Raw genomic sequence first — 19,248 nt, forward strand, 5'->3', positions numbered from 1 at the left:
GGTCATCCGCCCAGCGTCTTGGAGAGCGCGGTGTTGGCGTCCGACGTGGCCTGGTCCAGCGACTTGGCGCCGGTGAGGTACGCGGTCAGCATGTCCTTCAGCGGGTTCTGGCCGGCCTCGACCGCGGCCCAGGTGGGCGTGGTCGGGGTGACCTTGCCGGTCGGGGCGGACGCGGCGAGGGCCTTGCCCAGCGGGCTGGTGGCCAGCTTGGCGGTGTCCTTCGAGGTGCCCGGGACGGCGCCGGCCTCGGCCAGCTGGTCCTGGTACTTCGCGCTGCTGAGCAGCTTCAGGTACTCCTTGGCCAGGTCCTGGTTCTTGGAGCCGCCCGGGATCGCCAGGTTCGAGCCGCCGAGGAACACCGGGGCGGTCTTGCCCGCGGTCTTCGACGGGATCGGGAACGCCGCGGTCTTGTCCTTCAGGGTCGGGTCGGCCTTGACGGCGCTGCCCAGCTCCCACGGCAGGGCGATCATCATGCCGACCTTGCCCTTGGCGAAGACCTCGAACTGCTGCGGCGTGGCCTCGTCGACGTCCTTCGGGGCCTTGGTGCCCGAGGTGTCGACCAGCTTCTTGTAGAAGTCGAGGCCGGCCTTGGCCTCGGGGGTGTTCAGCGCACCCGCCCACGCGGAGCCCTGCGCCTTGGCGACGTCGCCACCCTCGTCCCAGATGAACGAGAGCAGGGCGTACCAGGACTGGCCCGGGAGGTACAGCGACTGGAACTCCGGGTCCGCCGCGTTGGCGGTCTTGAGCTTCTCGATCGCGGCGACCCACTCGTCACGCGACTTCGGGGGCTCGATGCCGGCGGCCTGGAACAGGTCGGTCCGGTAGACCACCGTGCGGTTCGCGGCGTAGAACGGCATGCCGTACTGCTTGCCGTTCCAGGTCAGCGAGTCCTTGAGACCGCCGAGCCACTGGTCGCCGTTGAGGTTGGAGACGTCGCCGCTCAGGTCGAGCAGCGTCTCGTCGGCCGCGAACTTCGCCGTCTGGGTGTTGCCCAGCTCGATGACGTCCGGCGGGTTGTTGCTCGCCAGCGCGGTGGTCAGCTTCTCCTGGATGCCGGTCCACTTCTGGACCTCGTAGTTCACGGTGACACCGGAGTGGGAGTCCTGGAACTCCTTGTTCAGCGCGTTGGTCAGCGTCTCCGGCGCGGAGCCGTCCATCAGCCAGACCGTCAGCGTCTTCGCCTCACCGGAGTTGCCGCCGCTGTCGTTGGTGCTCGTGCCACAGCCCGCCACGGCCACCGCGACAGCGGCGGCGCCGACGGCCAGTCCTCTCCAGCCCTTCACGTGTGCGCCCTTTCCCATTGCCCGGTCCCCTGCGACCGGTGCAGCCAAAGTGGTGTAGACCAATGCGGCCTAGAGTGTGCCTCGCCACAGGGCATGTCAAGGACGTTGCCGAGACGTTGCAAAGTCATCGGATCAATTTCCGCGACTCTTGTCGGGGGTTCGGGCGCACGATCCGACGTGGACAAGGCATCCTGTCCTGGGAGCGCTGGCAAGGTCGAGGAGGAAGGCAATGCTGGAGACGAGCCCTGCATCCGGCGGCGTGGACGCCAGGTCTCGCGCGCAGCGTGAGCCGAAGTATTGGGGACTCAAGAGGCACCTGCTCGATCTGCTGCGCGCGCTGCCACCCGGATCGCCGATCCCCACCGAGCGATCGCTCGCGGCGGAGTTCGACGTGTCCAGGACCACCGTGCGGCAGGCACTCGCGGAACTGACCGTGGAGGGTCGGTTGCTGCGCGTGCAGGGCAAGGGCACGTTCGCGGCGGAACCCAAGGTGGCCCAACGGCTTCAGCTGTCGTCGTACACAGAGGACATGAAGGCCCAGGGCAGGCAGCCCTCGTCGCGCCTGATCGAGGCGTCCGAGATGCCCGCCGAGGCCGAACTCGCGCGGCTGCTCGGCGTGCGCGCGGGTGCGAAGGTGCTGCGCCTGCACCGGCTGCGCCTCGCGGACGGCGAGCCGATGGCGATCGAGACGACGCACCTCGCGCTCGGCCGCTTCCGCGGGCTGCGCCGCTACCTCGCACCCGGTGCCTCGCTGTACCAGGTGCTGCGTGAGCGGTTCGGTGTCGAGATGGGCCACGCCGAGGAGACTATTGAGACGGCTCTCGCCTCGCCCGAGGAGGCCGAGTTGCTGGGTGCGGACATCGGTCTGCCGATGCTGCTGCTGTCCCGGCACTCGTTCGACACCGAGGGCAACCCGGTGGAGTGGGTCCGCTCGGTGTACCGGGGTGACCGCTACAAGTTCGTGGCGACGTTGAACCGGCCGGCCGACTAGCGGCCTGCCGGTGCGGTGCCGCGCGGGCACAATGGCCCGCGTGGCGGACACCGTGAGCTGGGGCACACCGCGGGCACGCGCCGTGCTCGCGACCACCGTCCTCGGTTCGGGCATGGCGATGCTGGACAGCACGGTGGTCAACGTCGCGCTGCCCCGGATCGGCGCCGAGCTGGGCGCGGACGTGGCGGACCTCCAGTGGGTGCTGGACGGCTACCTGCTGTCGCTGGCCTCGTTGATCCTGGTCGCGGGCTCGCTGGGGGACCGGTACTGCAGGCGGCGGGTGTTCGTGCTCGGCGTGGTGTGGTTCGGCGCGGCGTCCCTGCTGTGCGGGCTCGCGCCGAACACCGGCCTGCTGGTCGCGGCCCGCGTGCTCCAGGGCGTGGGCGGCGCGCTGCTCACCCCGGGATCGCTCGCGATCATCCAGTCGGTGTTCGCGCGGGACGACCGGGCGCGGGCCATCGGGGCGTGGTCGGGCCTGTCCGGTGTCGCCTCCGCGGTGGGTCCGCTGGTCGGCGGCCTGCTGGTGCAGCTGTGGTCGTGGCGGCTCGCGTTCCTGGTGAACCTCCCGGTGGCGGCGGTGTGCGTCTGGCTGGCGCGGCGGTGCGTGCCCGAATCGCGGGACCCGGAACCCGGCGGACGGCCCAACGCCCTGTCGGCAGTAGTCGGAGCTTTGGGTCTGGCCGGGGTCACCGCCGCCCTGGTCGAGGCACCCGGGCGCGGCTGGGGCGTGGTGGTCGTCACGGCCGCCGCGGTCGGTGTGGTCGGGCTCACCGCGTTCGTCGTCCTCCAGCTCCGGGCGCGGGTTCCGCTAGTACCACCTCAATTGTTCAACGATAGAACCTTTGTGCTGGCCAATGCCGTGACCCTGCTGGTCTACGCGGCCCTGGGCGGAGTGCTGGTACTACTCGTCCTCCAGCTCCAGGTGTCGCTCGGCCACCCGCCCGTGGAGGCCGGCCTGGCGACCCTGCCGATCACCGCGACGATGCTCGCGCTGTCCGCCCGCTCGGGTCGCCTGGCGCAACGCATCGGGCCCAAAATCCAGCTAGTCATCGGACCTCTGGTGATCTCGGTCGGAATGCTGCTGCTTCGGGGAGCCGTACCCGGCACGTCGTACCTGAACGGCGTATTGCCCGGCGTGCTGGTGTTCGGGTTCGGCCTCGCGATCGTGGTGGCGCCCGTGACGGCGACCGTCCTGGCCGCCGCGCCCGACCGGTACGCGGGCGTGGCGTCGGGGGTGAACAACGCCGTCGCCCGCACCGGGAGCCTGCTCGCGGTGGCGGTGCTGCCCGCGCTGGTCGGGTTGACCGGCGCGGGTTACGCCGACCCGGCCGCCATGACGGCCGGGTGGCGGACGGCGTTGTTGATCTGCGCGGCGGCGGCCGCGGCCGGTGGCCTGCTGGCCCTGGGCGTGGACAACGCCGTGCTGCGCCCCGTGCCGCCGGGTCGCGCGTGCCACAGCTGCGGCGTCGACGCACCGCCCGCCCGGACCAGGGCCTGATCTCACAGCAGGGCCTTGAACGCCTCCGGGTCGACGTTGCCGCCCGACACCACGGCCACCACGCGGTCCGGCCAGTCGGTCCGGCCCAGGTAGGCGGCCACCGCGACCGCGCCGCTCGGCTCCACGACCAGCCGCGCCTCCCGCGCCAGCCGCCGCACGGCGTCCCCGATCTCCGCCTCCGACACGGTCAGCACGTCGTCCACGTGGGCGCGCAGGTGGGCGAACGTCAGCTCGGAAGGCTCGGCGCGCAACCCGTCGGCACCGGTCCGCGCGCGTTCCGCGGCGGGCCACCGCACCAACTCGCCCGCCCGCAGCGACGCCGCGGTGTCGGCCGCCAGCTCGGGTTCCACGCCGACCACCCGTGCCCCGGGCCGCAACGCCTTGACCGCCGCGCCCACCCCCGAGGCCAACCCGCCACCGCTGATCGGGACCAGCACGACGGCCACGTCGGGCAGGTCCTCGACCACCTCCAGGCCCACCGTGCCCTGTCCCGCGATCACGTCGGGGTGGTCGAACGGCGGGATGAGGGTCGCGCCCAGCTCCGCGACCAGCTCGTGCGCGCGGGACTCGCGGCGCGCCATCGGCACCAGTTCGACCTCCGCGCCCCACCGCCGGGTGGCGGCGACCTTGACCTCCGGCGCGTCGTCGGGCACCACGATCACGGCGGGCACGTCCAGCAGCCGGGCCGCGTAGGCGACGGCCTGCGCGTGGTTGCCGCTGGAGTACGCGACGACACCGCGGGCCCGCTGCTCGGGGGACAGGCGGACCAACGCGTGGTAGGCGCCCCTGATCTTGAACGCGCCCACGGGTTGCAGGCTCTCCGGCTTGAGGGACAGGCGGTCGTCGAAGCGGAGCAGCGGTGTGCGGACCGCGGCGGGCGCGATCAGGTCGGCGGCGGCGCGGATGTCGGAGAGCGTCACGAGTGCCATGGGGCCGATCCTCACTCCCGGGCGGTGACTCGGCGTCAGAAGAGGTGTGCGTCTTGTCACATTTTTGCCGTGGGCCAGGTAATCGGGACCCGCGTGCCCTCTCCACTCTTCGGGCCACCGGCACGGGCGCCGGCCCGGCCCGGCGTTGGGAGAGGGGGTGCGTCACCGTGTCAGCCGGGTTCCGCCACGCCGATCAGGAGGGGAACGCCGCCCGCCCGGCCTCGTGCCGTCCGGAGGGGCGCTTCGCCGTGCCGACCCGCCGTCCGCGCGGGTGCTCCGCCGTGCCGATCCGCCGTCCGGAGGGGCGCTGCGCTGTGCCGGCCCGCCGTCCGCGTGGGTGCTTCGCCGTGCCGGCCCGCCGTCCGGAGGGGCGCTGCGCTGTGCCGACCCGCCCTTCGCGCGGGTGCTCCGCCGTGCCGACCCGCCCTCCGCGCGGGTGCTCCGCCATGGCCGACCGGGGGCCGACCGGCCGTCCGGGAGGCGCGTCCCCGTCCCCGATCGGCCTCAGCCGCACCGGCCGGCGCGCCGTCGCCCGGGTCGGCGTTGCGCCGATCACGCCCTCGGCGGCGTCCGGTACTGCGCTCACCGCAACCGAAACTCCTCCGGTGTCACCCACACAGCCCAGCAGCATTCACACTTCAGGGCCATAAATCGCCGGAGCCCTTACTTCTGGCAAAACACGCCAAATCGGTGATCGACTAACTACCTTGAGTGAGAGTTAACTGTCAATTGCTACACAGCGCAGTCAAATGGTCGTGAGCTGTGACACACTCCGACCACGGATGGCCCGCACCGTAATAGATAACAGGGTCATAACTTCGCTCGAACGGGCGAGTACCGGTCAGTAGGGACCGAGGGAGGAGGCGTGATGCGGGGGCGTCGAACGCCGCTGAACCGGTCCGCCGCGGACCTCGCCCGAACCGAGCCGCCCGAACCGGCGGAGAGAAAAGGGGTGGGGCGACCCCTGCCGCCGCCCCACCACCCGTCCCCCTAGAGCCCCCGAGAGCGGTCCCTGCAACCAGGCTCTCGGGTTCCCTGCACCCGAAGATGAGGGAGACGCCTACATGAACCGCACAGGTGCGGTCCGCCTCGCCGCGGTGGCCCTGCTGGCCACCGGCGTGGCTTCGGCTCTCAGCGTACCGGCGATTGCGAACCCCGCGGCCCCCTATGGGGCAACGTCCTCCGACACGGAGAGCTACCCGGCCGAGTTGCTCCAAGCGGTGCAACGCGACCTCGGCCTGAACGCCGAACAAGCACGCGTCCGTCTGGCGAGTGACGCCAGGTCGGGCGAACTGGCGGCGAAGGCCCGTGATGCGGTCGGCGACGCGTTCGCCGGCGCGTGGATCGACCGGACGACCGGCGCGTTGACCGTCGGTGTCACGGACGGTGCCCGGATCGACGCGGTCCGTGCCACCGGTGCCAACGCCAAGGTCGTCGCCTTCTCGCACCGCCAGCTCGACGGCGCGAAGGCGGCGCTGGACGGCATCGCCGCCCCGCCCGCGGTGACGGGCTGGCACGTGGACGACGTGACCAACGCGGTCGTCGTGGAGGTCAACCGCCACACCCGCGACGCGGCGGCGGACCGGTTCCTCGCCACCGCCAGGTCGCTCAGCCCCGCCGTGCGCGTGGACGAGGTCGACGCCTCGCCGACCCCGCTGCACGACACGCGTGGCGGCGACGCCTACTACATCGGCAGCGGCAGCCGCTGCTCGGTGGGCTTCGCGGTGACCAACGGCTTCGTGACGGCCGGGCACTGCGGCAAGTCCGGCGCCACGACGACCGGCTTCAACCGCGTGTCCCAGGGCACGTTCCGCGGCTCGTCGTTCCCCGGCAACGACTACGCCTGGGTCGCGACGAACGCCAACTGGACCTCCCGCCCGTGGGTCAACCGCTACAACGGCACCAACGTGACGGTGAAAGGCAGCACCGAGGCCGCCGTGGGCGCGTCGATCTGCCGCTCCGGCTCCACCACCAACTGGCGCTGCGGCACCGTGCAGGCCAAGAACTCCACGGTGAACTACCCGCAGGGCTCGGTCTCCGGCCTCACCCGCACCAACGCCTGCGCGGAACCCGGTGACTCCGGCGGTTCGTGGGTCGCGGGCACGGGCTTCGGCCAGGCCCAGGGCGTGACGTCCGGCGGTTCGGGCAACTGCTCGTCCGGCGGCACCACGTACTTCCAGCCCGTCAACGAGATCCTCCGCGCCTACAGCCTGACCCTGACCACCGGCTGAGCCACACGGCGCGCGGTCGACATCCCTGCGGACCGCGCACCGCGCACCGGACGCCCCCCGGGTACCTGGCCCGGGGGGCGTTCCCCTTCCCCGGTCACGCCAGCCGCCGCTTCAACGCCGACGCGGCGGCGGCCGGGTCCGCCGCGTCGGTGATCGCCCGCACCACCACGACCCGCTCCGCGCCCGCCGCCAGCACCTCCGGCAGCCGGTCGCCGTCGATCCCGCCGATCGCGAACCACGGCCGGTCCGTCGTGCCCGCCGTGGCGCGCACCAGGTCCAGGCCGGGCGCGGGCCGACCCGGCTTCGTCGGCGTCGGCCAGCACGGGCCGGTGCAGAAGTAGTCCACGCCCGGCTCCACCGCCGCCGCACGCGCCTGCGCCACGTCGTGCGTCGACCGGCCGATCGCCACGTGCTCGCCGACCACCCGGCGCGCGAGCGGCACCGGCAGGTCGTCCTGCCCGAGGTGCAGCACGTCGGCGTCGACGGCGAGCGCCACGTCCGCCCGGTCGTTCACCGCGAGCAGCGCGCCGTGCCGGGCGCACGCCTCGGCCAGCACCTCCAGCGCCGCGATCTCGCGCCTGGCTTCGATCCCCTTGTCCCGCAACTGCACGATGTCCACGCCACCCGCGAGCGCGGCGTCCGCGAACGCCGCGAGGTCCGGCCGGTCCGGCGTGCAGAGGTAGAGCCGGGCGTCCGCGAGCCGCCGCCTGATCTGGGTTCCGTCGAGTCCTGGCACGGCCGCACGGTAACCGCCGGCCGGAATCGTGCGCTACGGTGGAGGCGGTCCGCACGGGAGCCTGGAGGACACCGGGCTGAGAGGGAGCGTGGTTCGCTCCGACCGTCGAACCTGATCCGGGTCATGCCGGCGCAGGGAGCGTGAGTGCCTTGGCAGTGGTGAACGCGGTGACCGTCCTCGGCGGCGGTGTCATCGGGCTGTCCGTCGCCTGGTTCGCGGCGCGGGCCGGGTACGCGGTCGAGCTGGTCGACCGGGACTCGCCGCACGCCGGTTCCCGGGTGGCGGGCGGGATGCTCGCACCGATCACCGAGGCGTGGCCGGGCGACGAGGAAGTCTTGGCGCTGGGCGTGGAATCCCTGGCGCTGTGGCCGGGTTTCGCGGCCGACCTGGGCGTGCCGCTCAGCACCGCGGGCACGCTCGCGGTCGCCACCGACGCGGCCGACGCGGAGGTGCTGGACCAGCTCCACGCGCACCTCGCGGCGCTCGGGCGCGTGGCGACCCGGTTGTCCCGGCGGGAACTGCGCGAGCTGGAACCGGGTCTCGGCCCGTCCGTCCGGGGTGGACTGTCCGTGCCGGGCGACCTGTCGGTGGACAACCGGTTGCTGCTGCGGGCTTTGCGGGCCGCGTGCGTCGAGCACGGCGTGCGGTTCGTGCCCGAGTCCACCGTGGACGGTGCGGTGACGGTGATCGCCGCCGGCGCGTGGAGCCGCGACCTGCACCCGGCGTTGCGGGACGTGATCCGGCCGGTGAAGGGCGAGATCCTGCGACTGGGCACGCGCCCCGACGCGTTGCCGCCGCCCACGCACACCCTCCGCGCCCACGTGTCCGGCCGACCCGTGTACCTGGTGCCGCGCGTGGACGGGCTGGTGCTCGGCGCGACCCAGTACGAGGCCGGGTTCGACCCGGACGTGACCGTCGGCGGTGTCCGGGACCTGTTGCGGGACGCGGAGGTGGTGTGGCCGGCGGTCGCCGGGTACGCGCTCGCCGAGTGCGCCGCCGGTTTCCGCGCGGGCAGCCCGGACAACCTGCCGGTGATCGACTGGCTGGAACCCGGCGTGCTGGCCGCGACCGGGCACCACCGCAACGGCCTGCTGCTCGCGCCGGTCACGGCGCGACGCGTGCTCGACCTGCTGCGCGAGGGAGGAAACAGGTGAAGGCTCGGGTGAACGGCGAGGACCGGGAGCTGGCGGACGGCGCGACCGTCGCGACGGTGCTCGACCTGCTCGGTGCGCCGGCGTCGGGGGTGGCCGTGGCGTTGGACGGCGAGGTGGTGCCGCGCGCGGTGTGGGCGTCCACCCCGGTGCGCGAGGGCGCGGCCGTCGAGGTGCTGACCGCGGTGCAGGGAGGCTGACGTGGACGACCCGCTGGTCATCGCGAACCGCGAGTTCGGCTCCCGGCTCATCATGGGCACGGGCGGCGCGGCGAACCTGTCCGTGCTGGAACGCGCCCTGGTCGCGTCGGGCACGGAGCTGACCACGGTGGCCATGCGCCGCCTGGACGCCGCGGGCGGCGGTGTGCTGGACCTGTTGCGGCGCTTGGGCATCGACGTGCTGCCCAACACCGCCGGCTGCCGGGGCGCGGCGGAGGCCGTGCTCACCGCGCGGCTGGCCCGCGAGGCGCTGGGCACCGACTGGGTCAAGCTGGAGGTCGTCGCCGACGAGCAGACCCTGCTGCCGGACCCGGTGGAGCTGCTCGACGCCGCCGAGCGCCTGGTGGACGACGGTTTCACGGTGCTGCCCTACACCAACGACGACCCGGTGCTGGCCCGCCGGCTGGAGGACGTGGGTTGCGCCGCGGTGATGCCGCTCGGTTCGCCCATCGGCACCGGCCTCGGCATCCGCAACCCGCACAACATCGAGCTGATCGTGGCCCGCGCGAGCGTGCCGGTGGTGCTGGACGCGGGTGTCGGCACCGCTTCGGACGCGGCGCTGGCCATGGAACTGGGTTGTTCCGCTGTGCTCTTGGCCACTGCCGTCACCCGTGCGCAGGACCCGCCCCGGATGGCCGCCGCGATGCGGGCCGCGGTGGACGGCGGCAGGTTGGCCCGGTTGGCGGGTCGGATACCGCAGCGGTTCTGGGCGCACGCGTCGAGCCCTGCGCCGGACGCCTGATCCGCTGATCACCCGACGGGCGGTGGCCGGGGCACAGGGCATGATGGATGCTTCTGGTTCATTTCCGTCGCGCACGTAGGAGGCTGCCGTGGCTGCCGAGCAGCTGGAGGACGCCACCGCCCGCCTGTACCTCGCGATCGGCAGGCTGTCCCGGCTGCTGCGCCGCACCGGGTCGCCCGGCCTCGGTCCGGGTGCGGTGTCGGCGCTGGCCACGCTGGCGCGGTGCGGTCCCATGCGGTTGGGCGACCTGGCCGCCAAGGAGGGCGTCGCGCCGCCGACCCTGTCCCGCATCGTCGCCGCGCTGGTGGAGGCGGGCTACGTGCGGCGCGACCCCGACCCGCAGGACGGCCGCGCCTGGCTCGCCACGCCCACCGCGGAGGGCGAGACCATGGTGTCGGGCGTCCGGTCGGCGCGGGTGCGCGAGTTGCAGCGCCGCATCGAGGACCTGTCGCCCGAGCACCAGTCGGCGCTGGTGCACGCCCTGCCGGCGTTGGAGGAGCTGGTCGGCGAGGCGGGCTAGTAGCGGTAGCGCAGCAGCCTGCCGATGTCGCGCAGGCCCGGCACCTTCGCCATGACGCGCAGCGGGAACCGTTGCGCGGCGGGCAGTTCGTCGGTGCCGGGCAGGCTCACGCTCCGGACGTCGGACACCAGCCGCAGCCCCCACGGCTCGATCGACCGCGGGTCGTCCAGGCCCCAGTGCAGCGTCGAGCCGGACCGCCGCACGGCGGGCACCAGCTTCTGCAACCGGATGCCGACCGACCCGTACACGTCGAACAGCAGCTCGCCGCCGGGGAAGCGCTCGGCGACCCGCCGGAACAGGTCGCGGACCTCGTGCTCGTGCAGGTACATGGTCAGCCCCTCGCAGACCACGACCGTCGGCCGGTCCGCGGGGACGTCGGCCGGCCACGCCGCGTCCGTCACCGAGGACGCGACCAGGCGGTAGTCGCCGGCCGGCGGGTCGAGCAGGCGTCGCCGCAGCTCGACCACCTCGGGGAGGTCGACGTCGACCCACCGCACGTCCGGGCCGGGCGCGAGCCGGTGCGCCCGGGTGTCCAGGCCGCACGCCAGGTGCAGCACCGTCGCGACCGGGTTGGCCCGCAGGAACTCGGCCGTCCAGACGTCGAGCTGCCGCGCGCGCAGCGCCACGCCCGCCGCCGTCGACGGTGTCACGCCCGTGCGGCGGAAGTCGTAGTCGATCCGGGCCACCGTCTCGGCGGCGGTCGTGTCGTGCAGGAAGGACTTCGGAGCTTTCGCGTCGAGCGCGCGGCCGTACAGCGTGGCGAGCATCGTCTCCGGAGCACCCGTCAGGGCGATCTTCTCCATGGTCGCCAAACTAGTCCCGCGGTCACACGTTGCCGAGCCGCCACAGCGGGGACACCGGGCCGACGCCGCCACCCAGCGGGTAGGCGGCGGCCACCGAGCGGACGATGAACTCCTTGCCGAACCGGACCGCCGTCGGCACGTCCTCGCCACGCGCCAGCCGCGACGAGATGGCCGACGCCAGCGTGTCCCCGCTGCCGTGCGTGTGCTTCACGTCGTACCGGGGTCCCGGCAGCTCGATGAAGGTCCGCCCGTCGTAGAGGACGTCCAGGCAGCCCGGGTCGTCCCACAGGTGGCCGCCCTTCACCAGCACCCACTCCGAGCCGAACTCGATCAACGCCTCCGCCGCCTTGCGCTGGTCCGCGTGGTCGCGCACCTCGACGCCGGTGAGCAGCCGCACCTCGTCCAGGTTCGGCGTGACCAGCGTCGCGCGCGGGAAGAGCTTGGTGCGCAACGCGTCCAGCGCGTCGTCCGCGAGGAGCTGCTGGCCGTGCATGGACGCCGCGACGGGGTCCACGACGAACGGGATCGTCCGTCCGATGTGGACCCGGTCGCACGCGTCGGCGATGGCCCCGATGATCGCGGCCGACGCCAGCATCCCGGTCTTCGCCGCGTTCACGCCGATGTCGGTGGCGACCGACTCGATCTGCGCGGCCACCACCTCCGGCGGGATCTCGGTGTAGCCGGTGACGCCGAGCGAGTTCTGCACCGTCACCGCCGTGACGGCGGTCATCCCGTGCACGCCGCACGCGAACAGCGTCCGCAGGTCCGCCTGGAGGCCCGCACCACCGCCGGAGTCCGATCCGGCGATGGTGAGGACCCTCGGTGGCGTGAGCGCCATCAGTCGACCACCGGCAGGTAGACCTGCTTGCCGCGGTCGGAGAACTCGTGCGCCTTCTCGGTCATGCCCGCCTCGATCGCGTCCACCGTGGACAGGCCGCGTTCCTCGGCGTACCGGCGCACGTCCTGGGTGATCTTCATGGAGCAGAACTTCGGGCCGCACATCGAGCAGAAGTGGGCGGTCTTCGCGGGTTCGGCGGGCAGCGTCTCGTCGTGGAACGAGCGGGCCGTGTCCGGGTCCAGCGCCAGGTTGAACTGGTCCTGCCACCGGAACTCGAAGCGCGCCTTGGACAACGCGTCGTCCCAGTCCTGCGCGCCGGGGTGGCCCTTGGCCAGGTCCGCCGAGTGGGCCGCGATCTTGTACGTGATCACGCCCGTCTTCACGTCGTCCCGGTTGGGCAGGCCCAGGTGCTCCTTCGGCGTGACGTAGCACAGCATCGCCGTGCCCAGCCAGCCGATCTGCGCCGCGCCGATCGCCGAGGTGATGTGGTCGTAGCCCGGCGCGACGTCCGTGGCCAGCGGCCCGAGGGTGTAGAACGGCGCCTCGCCGCACCACTCCTCCTCCAACCGGACGTTCTCGGCGATCTTGTGCATCGGCACGTGGCCGGGGCCCTCGATCATCACCTGCACGTCGTGCGAGCGGGCGATGTGGGTGAGTTCGCCCAGCGTGCGCAGCTCGGCGAACTGCGCCTCGTCGTTGGCGTCCGCGATGGAACCCGGCCGCAGGCCGTCACCCAGCGAGAACGTCACGTCGTAGGTGCGCAGGATCTCGCACAGCTCCTCGAAGTGCGTGTAGAGGAAGCTCTCCCGGTGGTGCGCGAGGCACCAGGCCGCCATGATCGAGCCGCCGCGGGACACGATGCCGGTGACCCGGCGCGCGGTCAGCGGCACGTAGCGCAGCAGCACGCCCGCGTGCACGGTCATGTAGTCGACGCCCTGCTCGGCCTGCTCGACCACGGTGTCCCGGTAGACCTCCCAGGACAGCTTCGCCGGGTCGCCGTTGACCTTCTCCAGCGCCTGGTAGATGGGCACGGTGCCGACCGGCACGGGCGAGTTGCGCATGATCCACTCACGGGTCTCGTGGATGCGCTTGCCCGTGGACAGGTCCATGATGGTGTCCGCGCCCCAGCGGGTCGCCCACACCATCTTCTCCACCTCCTCCTCGATGGAGGAGGACACGGCGGAGTTGCCGATGTTGGCGTTGATCTTCACCAGGAACTTCTTGCCGATGATCATCGGCTCGGCCTCGGGGTGGTTGCGGTTGAGCGGGATGACGGCCCGGCCGGCCGCCACCTCGTCCCGCACGAACTCCGGGCTCAACTTCTCCCGCGCGGCGATGAACGCCATCTCCGGCGTCACCTGCCCGGCTCGCGCGTAGGCGAGCTGGGTGACCGCCCCGTTGATCGGCCGACGCGCCGCGACCCAGTCGGCGCGCAGCGCCGGGAGTCCACTGTGGACGTCGATGGTCGCGTCCGCGTCGGTGTACGGACCGGAAGTGTCGTAGAGGTCGACGTGCTCGCCGTTCGTCAGCTCCACCCGGCGGAACGGGACCCGCACGCCGTCGCCCACCTCGCGGTAGACCTTGTGCGAGCCGGAGATCGGCCCGGTGGTGACGCTGGGTTTCACCGAACGGTCGTCAAGTGCCGTCACGACATTCCTCCCTACGCCGGCATTACCCGGTCAGGTTCAGGCGGTCGGCGGCGCCGGACCAGGTCCAGCCGCCCTCTCAGCCCGCTCAAGCGCAAGCTCCCGCGATGTTGAGTTGTCGAGCCGACCATAGTCACGCCGCGGCCTCCGTGCCAAGGCCACCACCCACCCGTCCGCGCCGAACGCCCTCCGTGAGGAGGGGAACACCCCTGCGGCTGCCCGAAGCCCACCCCGGCGAACCCGCTCGTGCCCGCCGCGCGATCCGGACCCTCTCCGCCGCCCGTGCCGCTCCACGTCGCCTCCGCACCGGCCGAGCCGTCCCGGCCGGGCGGCCCCTCGGCAGGGTGATCAGCGCCGACCCGGCCACGCACCCGCGGCCCCGGACCGGGTGCGAGCGGGTCTCGACCGGGCGGTTCGTGAGGATGCCAACGGGGGTGGTTTGCGCGTACCTTTCTCCGCGTGGCTGATCACCAGCCGTTCCCGCCCGGCGCGCGGCGCGTGGCGCGCCCCGCCGCGGTTGCCGCCTGCCCGTCCTGCGGTGACCTCGCCGGGCGTGGTTACCCCGCCTGCCGGTTCTGCGCGGAACTGCTGGAGCAGCACTGGCTGCTCGACTGGCAGGAGCTGCTGGCCGCCGAGAAGCTGACCGAGGGCGGCGCGGGGGAGCGGGAGCTGGCGGAACTCGTGCTCGCCGACGAGGTCGGCCGGCACCCGTGGACGTGCACCGACTGGGCGATGACGCTCGTCTCCTGCGCGCACTGCGGCCACGAGCTGGGCTGCGGCCCGGTCGACTGCGTGCGGTGCGCGGTGGCCGAGGCGCGGCGCTGGTCGTGGGACCACACGGGGTACCCGAGGTCCATCACGGCGGGCGAGCACGCTTTACGGGTCGCGCGGGCGGTGTTGCGCGCGCCGCACCGCCGCCGGCCCGCGGTGGTGCGCGCGTGGCGGCTGCTGCTGCCGTTCCTCCTCGTCGGCGACCTGCCGACAGCGGGCCAGGTGCGGCGCATCCGCGCGCACGTCATCGCGGGCGCGTACGCCGAGCTGGCCGGTTGCACGTCGCACGTGGAGCTGGCGGGCTTCCCGGAGCTGCCGTGGCGGCGGTCAACGCGTGTCGAGCGCCAGCCGCAGCCCCAGCGCGACCAGGACACCACCGGACACGCGCTCCAGCAACCGGCGGACCCGCGGCCGGACGAGCGTGCCCCGGACCCGGTCTAGCGCGCCCACCAGCACCAGGTACCAGGCGGTGTCGACGGCCACCCACACCAGCGCGAACAACAGCAACGCGCCACGCCCCGCCGACGGCGGCAGGAACTGCGGCAGGAAGGAGATCGCGAACACCCCGAGCTTCGGGTTCGCGAGGTTCACCACCAGGCCCGCCCGGAACGCGCGACCGGCGGGCGGCGCCGCCGGCAGCGGCGCGCTCGCCGACCGGATGGCCTTCACCCCGAGGTACACCAGGAACAGGGCGCCGACGATCCGCAGCCCGTGGTAGGCGACCTCGGACGCCGTCACCAGCACCGACAGCCCGAGCGCCGCCGCCACGGCCCACACCGCCACGGCGGCCTCCATGCCGAGCACGGCGGCCAACGCGCTCGCCCGGCTCCGGACCGACTGCCGCAGCACCAGCGCCGTACCGGGTCCGGGTGACAGGGCGATCAGGAAGGACGCCGCGACGAACGCGGCCAGGCTGCTCCACATGTGGCCATGGTCACCCGTTCGTCCAGCGAATTCACTCCGCGAACGGGTCTTCCGAGTTCGCCGGGTCCCAGGTGAGGCCGGGCACGCCCCAGCCGTTCGCCTTGAGCATCTTCTTCGCCGCGCGCTTGTGCCTGCCGACGAGCCGGTCCAGGTACAGGTAGCCGTCGAGGTGGTCGGTCTCGTGCTGGAGGCAGCGCGCGAAGAACCCGGTGCCCTCGACCTCGACGGGCTCGCCCGCGGTGTCGAAGCCGGTCACCTTGGCCCACGACGCGCGCCCCGTCGGGTACGACTCGCCGGGCGCGGACAGGCAGCCCTCGTAGTCGTCGTCCGGGTCGGGCATACCCAGCGGGATCTCGGACGTCTCCAGCACCGGGTTCACCACGACGCCGCGGTGCCGCACACCCTCGTCGTCGGGGCAGTCGTAGACGAAGACGCGCTGGTCGATCCCGATCTGGTTGGCGGCGAGGCCGACTCCGTGCGCTGCCGCCATGGTCTCGAACATGTCCTCGACCAGCGTGCGCAAAGCGTCGTCGAACACCTCGACCGGCTTGGTCGGGTGGTGGAGCACGGGCTCGCCGGCGATGACGATCGGGTGAACTGCCATGGCGCGCAGCCTAACCGGCGCGCGGTCGGGGACGCGCCGAGCGATGAGCCGTCCCGGATGAAGATCACGTGATGTAATGGCACCCACGCACAGGCACGGCTGAGGAGCCAGATGGACGCCGCAGAGGCACTGGCGCCGGCGGAGGGGCCGGACGACGGTTTGAGCGACCGGGAACGCGGAATCCTGGCCTTCGAACGCCAGTGGTGGAAGTACGCGGGTGCGAAGGAGCAGGCCATCAGGGAGCTGTTCGACCTCTCGCCGACCAGGTACTACCAACTGCTCAACGCGTTGCTGGAGAAGGAAGAGGCGTTGGCGGCGGACCCGATGCTGGTGAAACGGCTGCAACGGACCAGGACGGGGCGCGCGCGGACCAGGGCGGCGCGGCGACTGGGTGTCGAGGGCCGATGAGCAACCCGGAACCGGCAGGAGTCTCGCACCCCGCCCGCGCGGCGGGCATCGCCCTCCTCGGCGTCGCCGGCGTGGCCCTCGTGATCGGCGTGGTGTCGTTGTTCACCAACGGCGGCGAGAGCGGCGACGCGCAGCCCGTGCCCAGCTCGCAGCAGCAGTCGGCCGGGCCGACGTCGGCAGGTCAGCCGACCGGCTCGTCCACCGGTCAGCCGACGGGTACCACGACCGCGCCGACGAGCGCGCCGACGACCACCCCCGAGGAACCCGGCGACGCGGGGCGGACCGCCCAGCCGCCGCCGGCCGCGAACTCCGAGTCGCGACCGCCGGTGCGGGTCTACAACAACAGCACCATCCCCGGCCTCGCGGGCAGGGCGTCCGAGGACGTCCGCCGCGCGGGCTGGGAGGTCACCGAGACCAGCAACTACTCGCAGGGCGTCATCCCGACGACCACCGTGTACTACCGGCCGGGCACCGCCGAGGAGCAGTCCGCGCAGCAGCTCGCGGAGGTGCTGAAGGCGGAGGCGAAGCCCCGGTTCGACGGCATCGAGTCGGCGCACGAGGGCATCATCCTGATCGTCACCAACAACTACCAGGGCTCCGCCGGCAAGATCTGATCAGGTCGCGCGCGACTCGGCGTAGGCGGCGAGCGCCGCGAGCTGCGCCGGGTCCAGCGACGGCCGCACGGCCGCGCGTGCCGCTGCCAGGTGCGCGCCGGTGACCTCGACCGCCGCCAGCGACTCGCGCATGGCGGTCAACGCCGCCTCCCGCACCAGCGCCGCGCAGTCCGCCGCCGAGTAGCCGTCGAGTTCCGCCGCGAGCGCGGTCAGGTCCACGTCCTCGCCCAGCGGCGTGTTGCGCGCCGCGGCACGCAGGATCTCGCCACGCGCGTCGGCGTCCGGCGGCGGCACGTACACCAGGCGCTCCAACCGGCCCGGCCGCAGCAGGGCGGGGTCGACCAGCTCCGGCCGGTTGGTCGCGCCGAGCACCACCACGTCCCGCAGCGGCTCGACGCCGTCCAGCTCGGTGAGCAGCGCGGCGACCACGCGGTCCGCGACACCCGAGTCCGCGGACTGGCCCCGGCGCGGCGCGAGGGCGTCCACCTCGTCCAGGAACACCAGCGCCGGCGCGGCCTCGGCGGCGCGGCGGAACAGCTCGCGCACCGCCCGCTCCGACTCGCCGACGAACTTGTCCATCAGCTCCGCGCCCTTCACCGACAGCACGTTCAGCCGCCCGCTGCCCGCCAGCGCGCGCACCAGGAACGTCTTGCCGCAGCCGGGCGGGCCGTAGAGCAGGAGGCCGCGTGGTGGGGCGACACCCAGCCGGGCGAACGAGTCGGGGTACTGCAACGGCCACAGCGCCGCCTCGGTCAGCGCCTGCTTCACCTCGACCATGTCGCCGACGTCGTCCAGCGTCAGCCCACCCGTGCGCAGCGTGTCCGAAGTGGACATGGAGATCGGGCGCACCGTGTCCAGCGCGCCGACCAGGTCCTGCTGCGCCACGTGCGGCTCGGCGGCGTCGCGCTGGCGCAACGCGGACCGCACGGCGGCCTCCCGGCGCAACGCCACCAGGTCCGCGGCGACGAAACCGGGCGTCCGGTCGGCGATCGCGCCGAGGTCCACATCGGACTCCAGCGGCACGTCGCGCAGCAGCACCCGCAGCAGGTCCGTGCGCACCACGCCGTCCGGCAGCGGCAGCACCAGCTCGCGGTCCACCAGCTCCGGCACGCGCAGCCGGGGGTCGACGGCCTCCGGGTGGGCGCTGGTGACGACCAGCGCGAAACCCTCCCGCGCGGTCGCCGCGCGCAGGGCGTCTAGCACGACCGTGGCCACCGGCGGCGGGTCGTTCGCGGGCAGCAGGGCCTCCACGTCGGTGAGCAGCAGCACGGCGGGCGCGGACGCCGACGCGATGGCGCTCGCGAGCCGTTCGGCCGTGGCGTTCGCCTCCAGCACCGCGATGCTCGGCGCGGCCAGCTCCACCACGGTCGCGCCCGCCTGGTGCGCGACGGACCGGACGAACGTCGCCTTGCCGACCCCCTCCGGCCCGCTGACCAGCGCCGCGAGCCGGGGCGCGGCACCCAGCCGGGTGAGCAGTTCGGGGTGGCTGAAGGTGAGGTCCAGCCACTCGCCGAGCCGGCGGGCGGCGTCCTGCTGCCCGACCAGGTCGGCCACGGGCACCGCTTCCGCCACCGGCGCCACGTCCGCCACGTCCGCCGCGGGTGCCGGCGTCGCCGCCCGCTCGACCGGCGCGGGCGGTGGCGCGTCACCCGTGCGCGCGCCGTCCCGCCAGCCGACGACCGTCGACGGCTGCACGGCCACCGGGCCGTCGGCGGGTTCCGCGGACGTGATGGTCAGCAGCTCGTTGGTCCACGTCATGCCGATGGCGTTGGAGAGCTTCCGCCGGGTCACGCTCACGTCCACGCCGGGCGGCGGCGCGAGGTCCTGCGGCAGCAGCGAGACCGCGTCCCCGACCGTGAGCACCTTCCCGGTGAGCGCCATGCGCAGCGTCTCCGGGGTCAGCGAGGTCGCGGCGAGCCGGGACCCGGCGACCGTCACCGACCGGGCGGCGCTCACCTCGACCGGCGCGACCACCACCTCCGCGCCCTCCGCGACGCCCAGGTTGGACAGGGTCACGTCGTCCACCAGCACCACGCCGGGCGCGGCGTCGCTCGCGGCGGCCAGCGCGGCGCTCACGCGCGCCCCGGTCAACCGCACCGCGTCCCACGCACGCAGGCCCAGCGCGTCCAGCACCTCGGGGTGCAGCCGGACGACGCCGCGCCGGGTGTCGAGGGCGGACGGGGACAGCCGGGCGGTCAACGTGATCACACGGCGAGCCTAGGCCACGCGCCGGCCCGGAACCCGCCGGTCGGGTCGGCGCGGTGCCGGGGTTGCCGCGCGTGTCGGCGGGGTGGCCTTCGGTCGCGACGCGCCGGGGTGGCCTGCGCGTTGCGCCGGCGCG

At 73.2% G+C, this 19,248-nt stretch carries 19 protein-coding genes and 2 riboswitches; of the genes, 10 read left to right on the top strand and 9 right to left on the bottom strand.

The features are described 5' to 3' along the window. Positions 1–2: 2 nt before the first annotated feature. A complete protein-coding gene (locus KZQ38_RS17115; RefSeq protein WP_219443531.1) occupies positions 3–1,283 on the bottom strand; it encodes a sugar ABC transporter substrate-binding protein in 1,281 nt (426 codons plus the stop codon). A 229-nt stretch (positions 1,284–1,512) separates the two neighbouring features. Here KZQ38_RS17115 and KZQ38_RS17120 point away from each other — a divergent pair, with 229 nt between their 5' ends. Both KZQ38_RS17120 and KZQ38_RS17125 read left to right on the top strand, forming a co-directional pair. Beyond that, positions 1,513–2,274, top strand: a complete 762-nt coding sequence (locus tag KZQ38_RS17120; RefSeq protein ID WP_219443097.1) for a GntR family transcriptional regulator — start codon at positions 1,513–1,515, stop codon at positions 2,272–2,274. Positions 2,275–2,305: 31 nt separating this feature from the next. Then, entirely contained in the window at positions 2,306–3,772 is a 1,467-nt protein-coding gene (locus KZQ38_RS17125) for an MFS transporter (RefSeq protein WP_219443098.1), read from the top strand. A gap of 2 nt (positions 3,773–3,774) precedes the next feature. Here KZQ38_RS17125 and KZQ38_RS17130 read toward each other — a convergent pair whose 3' ends face one another. Then, positions 3,775–4,701, bottom strand: a complete 927-nt coding sequence (locus KZQ38_RS17130; protein ID WP_219443099.1) for a threonine ammonia-lyase — start codon at positions 4,699–4,701, stop codon at positions 3,775–3,777. Between the two features lie 1,064 nt (positions 4,702–5,765). On the opposite strand from KZQ38_RS17130, the gene KZQ38_RS17135 reads away from it, so the two are divergent. Beyond that, entirely contained in the window at positions 5,766–6,932 is a 1,167-nt protein-coding gene (locus KZQ38_RS17135) for a S1 family peptidase (RefSeq protein WP_219443100.1), read from the top strand. Between the two features lie 94 nt (positions 6,933–7,026). On the opposite strand, the gene thiE is transcribed toward KZQ38_RS17135, so the two are convergent. Continuing rightward, positions 7,027–7,668, bottom strand: a complete 642-nt coding sequence (thiE, locus tag KZQ38_RS17140; protein WP_219443101.1) for a thiamine phosphate synthase — start codon at positions 7,666–7,668, stop codon at positions 7,027–7,029. 43 nt (positions 7,669–7,711) lie between these two features. Beyond that, positions 7,712–7,823: riboswitch (TPP riboswitch) on the top strand. Between thiE and thiO the strand changes: the two genes are divergently transcribed. From thiO to KZQ38_RS17160, 4 genes are all read left to right on the top strand, one after another. Then, a complete protein-coding gene (thiO, locus tag KZQ38_RS17145; protein WP_257901670.1) occupies positions 7,818–8,822 on the top strand; it encodes a glycine oxidase ThiO in 1,005 nt (334 codons plus the stop codon). (Overlaps the previous riboswitch by 6 nt.) Continuing rightward, positions 8,819–9,019, top strand: coding sequence for a sulfur carrier protein ThiS (gene thiS, locus KZQ38_RS17150; RefSeq protein WP_219443102.1), 201 nt, complete (start codon positions 8,819–8,821; stop codon positions 9,017–9,019). Before thiO ends, thiS begins: the two co-directional genes overlap by 4 nt. A 1-nt stretch (position 9,020) precedes the next feature. Further along, positions 9,021–9,779 carry a thiazole synthase gene (locus KZQ38_RS17155; RefSeq protein ID WP_219443103.1) on the top strand — a complete coding sequence of 253 codons (759 nt, stop codon included), beginning with the start codon at positions 9,021–9,023 and terminating at the stop codon, positions 9,777–9,779. Between the two features lie 88 nt (positions 9,780–9,867). Next, the gene (locus KZQ38_RS17160) at positions 9,868–10,299 is read left to right on the top strand and encodes a MarR family winged helix-turn-helix transcriptional regulator (RefSeq protein WP_219443104.1); all 432 of its coding nucleotides are present in this window, start codon (positions 9,868–9,870) and stop codon (positions 10,297–10,299) included. Here the strand turns inward: KZQ38_RS17160 and KZQ38_RS17165 are convergent. From KZQ38_RS17165 to thiC, 3 genes are all read right to left on the bottom strand, one after another. After that, positions 10,296–11,102: a class I SAM-dependent methyltransferase gene (locus KZQ38_RS17165; protein WP_219443105.1), complete on the bottom strand. Its 807-nt coding sequence runs from the start codon at positions 11,100–11,102 to the stop codon at positions 10,296–10,298. The genes KZQ38_RS17160 and KZQ38_RS17165 overlap by 4 nt on opposite strands. Positions 11,103–11,124: 22 nt before the next feature. Then, on the bottom strand, positions 11,125–11,940 hold the full coding sequence (gene thiD / locus KZQ38_RS17170) for a bifunctional hydroxymethylpyrimidine kinase/phosphomethylpyrimidine kinase (RefSeq protein WP_219443106.1): 816 nt from the start codon (positions 11,938–11,940) through the stop codon (positions 11,125–11,127). Further along, positions 11,940–13,589 carry a phosphomethylpyrimidine synthase ThiC gene (gene thiC / locus KZQ38_RS17175; protein ID WP_219443107.1) on the bottom strand — a complete coding sequence of 550 codons (1,650 nt, stop codon included), beginning with the start codon at positions 13,587–13,589 and terminating at the stop codon, positions 11,940–11,942. Before thiC ends, thiD begins: the two co-directional genes overlap by 1 nt. Beyond that, positions 13,579–13,702: riboswitch (TPP riboswitch) on the bottom strand. Its footprint overlaps the gene before it by 11 nt. Before the next feature lie 343 nt (positions 13,703–14,045). Here thiC and KZQ38_RS17180 point away from each other — a divergent pair. Further along, positions 14,046–14,798 carry a hypothetical protein gene (locus KZQ38_RS17180; RefSeq protein WP_219443108.1) on the top strand — a complete coding sequence of 251 codons (753 nt, stop codon included), beginning with the start codon at positions 14,046–14,048 and terminating at the stop codon, positions 14,796–14,798. On the opposite strand, the gene KZQ38_RS17185 is transcribed toward KZQ38_RS17180, so the two are convergent. Together KZQ38_RS17185 and KZQ38_RS17190 are read right to left on the bottom strand one after the other, a co-directional pair. Then, positions 14,685–15,281 carry a LysE family translocator gene (locus tag KZQ38_RS17185; protein ID WP_219443109.1) on the bottom strand — a complete coding sequence of 199 codons (597 nt, stop codon included), beginning with the start codon at positions 15,279–15,281 and terminating at the stop codon, positions 14,685–14,687. The genes KZQ38_RS17180 and KZQ38_RS17185 overlap by 114 nt on opposite strands. A gap of 31 nt (positions 15,282–15,312) precedes the next feature. Continuing rightward, complete coding sequence (locus tag KZQ38_RS17190; RefSeq protein ID WP_219443110.1) at positions 15,313–15,885, bottom strand: peptide deformylase; 573 nt, start codon at positions 15,883–15,885, stop codon at positions 15,313–15,315. 111 nt (positions 15,886–15,996) lie between these two features. Here KZQ38_RS17190 and KZQ38_RS17195 point away from each other — a divergent pair, with 111 nt between their 5' ends. Beyond that, a complete protein-coding gene (locus KZQ38_RS17195) occupies positions 15,997–16,293 on the top strand; it encodes a DUF3263 domain-containing protein (protein ID WP_219443111.1) in 297 nt (98 codons plus the stop codon). Then, the gene (locus KZQ38_RS17200; RefSeq protein WP_219443112.1) at positions 16,290–16,907 is read left to right on the top strand and encodes a LytR C-terminal domain-containing protein; all 618 of its coding nucleotides are present in this window, start codon (positions 16,290–16,292) and stop codon (positions 16,905–16,907) included. Before KZQ38_RS17195 ends, KZQ38_RS17200 begins: the two co-directional genes overlap by 4 nt. Here KZQ38_RS17200 and KZQ38_RS17205 read toward each other — a convergent pair whose 3' ends face one another. After that, entirely contained in the window at positions 16,908–19,115 is a 2,208-nt protein-coding gene (locus KZQ38_RS17205; protein WP_219443113.1) for an AAA family ATPase, read from the bottom strand. Positions 19,116–19,248: the final 133 nt, after the last annotated feature.

Source organism: Saccharothrix obliqua (assembly GCF_019375475.1).
Lineage (GTDB): Bacteria > Actinomycetota > Actinomycetes > Mycobacteriales > Pseudonocardiaceae > Actinosynnema > Actinosynnema obliqua.

Excerpts from the sequence above, each read along its gene's own strand:
- KZQ38_RS17130 (WP_219443099.1), bottom strand. The coding sequence starts at position 4,701 with ATGGCACTCGTGACGCTCTCCGACATCCGCGCCGCCGCCGACCTGATC.
- thiD (WP_219443106.1), bottom strand. The coding sequence starts at position 11,940 with ATGGCGCTCACGCCACCGAGGGTCCTCACCATCGCCGGATCGGACTCC.
- KZQ38_RS17165 (WP_219443105.1), bottom strand. The coding sequence starts at position 11,102 with ATGGAGAAGATCGCCCTGACGGGTGCTCCGGAGACGATGCTCGCCACG.
- KZQ38_RS17200 (WP_219443112.1), top strand. The coding sequence starts at position 16,290 with ATGAGCAACCCGGAACCGGCAGGAGTCTCGCACCCCGCCCGCGCGGCG.
- KZQ38_RS17120 (WP_219443097.1), top strand. The coding sequence starts at position 1,513 with ATGCTGGAGACGAGCCCTGCATCCGGCGGCGTGGACGCCAGGTCTCGC.
- KZQ38_RS17185 (WP_219443109.1), bottom strand. The coding sequence starts at position 15,281 with ATGTGGAGCAGCCTGGCCGCGTTCGTCGCGGCGTCCTTCCTGATCGCC.
- KZQ38_RS17135 (WP_219443100.1), top strand. The coding sequence starts at position 5,766 with ATGAACCGCACAGGTGCGGTCCGCCTCGCCGCGGTGGCCCTGCTGGCC.
- KZQ38_RS17125 (WP_219443098.1), top strand. The coding sequence starts at position 2,306 with ATGGCCCGCGTGGCGGACACCGTGAGCTGGGGCACACCGCGGGCACGC.
- KZQ38_RS17195 (WP_219443111.1), top strand. The coding sequence starts at position 15,997 with ATGGACGCCGCAGAGGCACTGGCGCCGGCGGAGGGGCCGGACGACGGT.
- KZQ38_RS17190 (WP_219443110.1), bottom strand. The coding sequence starts at position 15,885 with ATGGCAGTTCACCCGATCGTCATCGCCGGCGAGCCCGTGCTCCACCAC.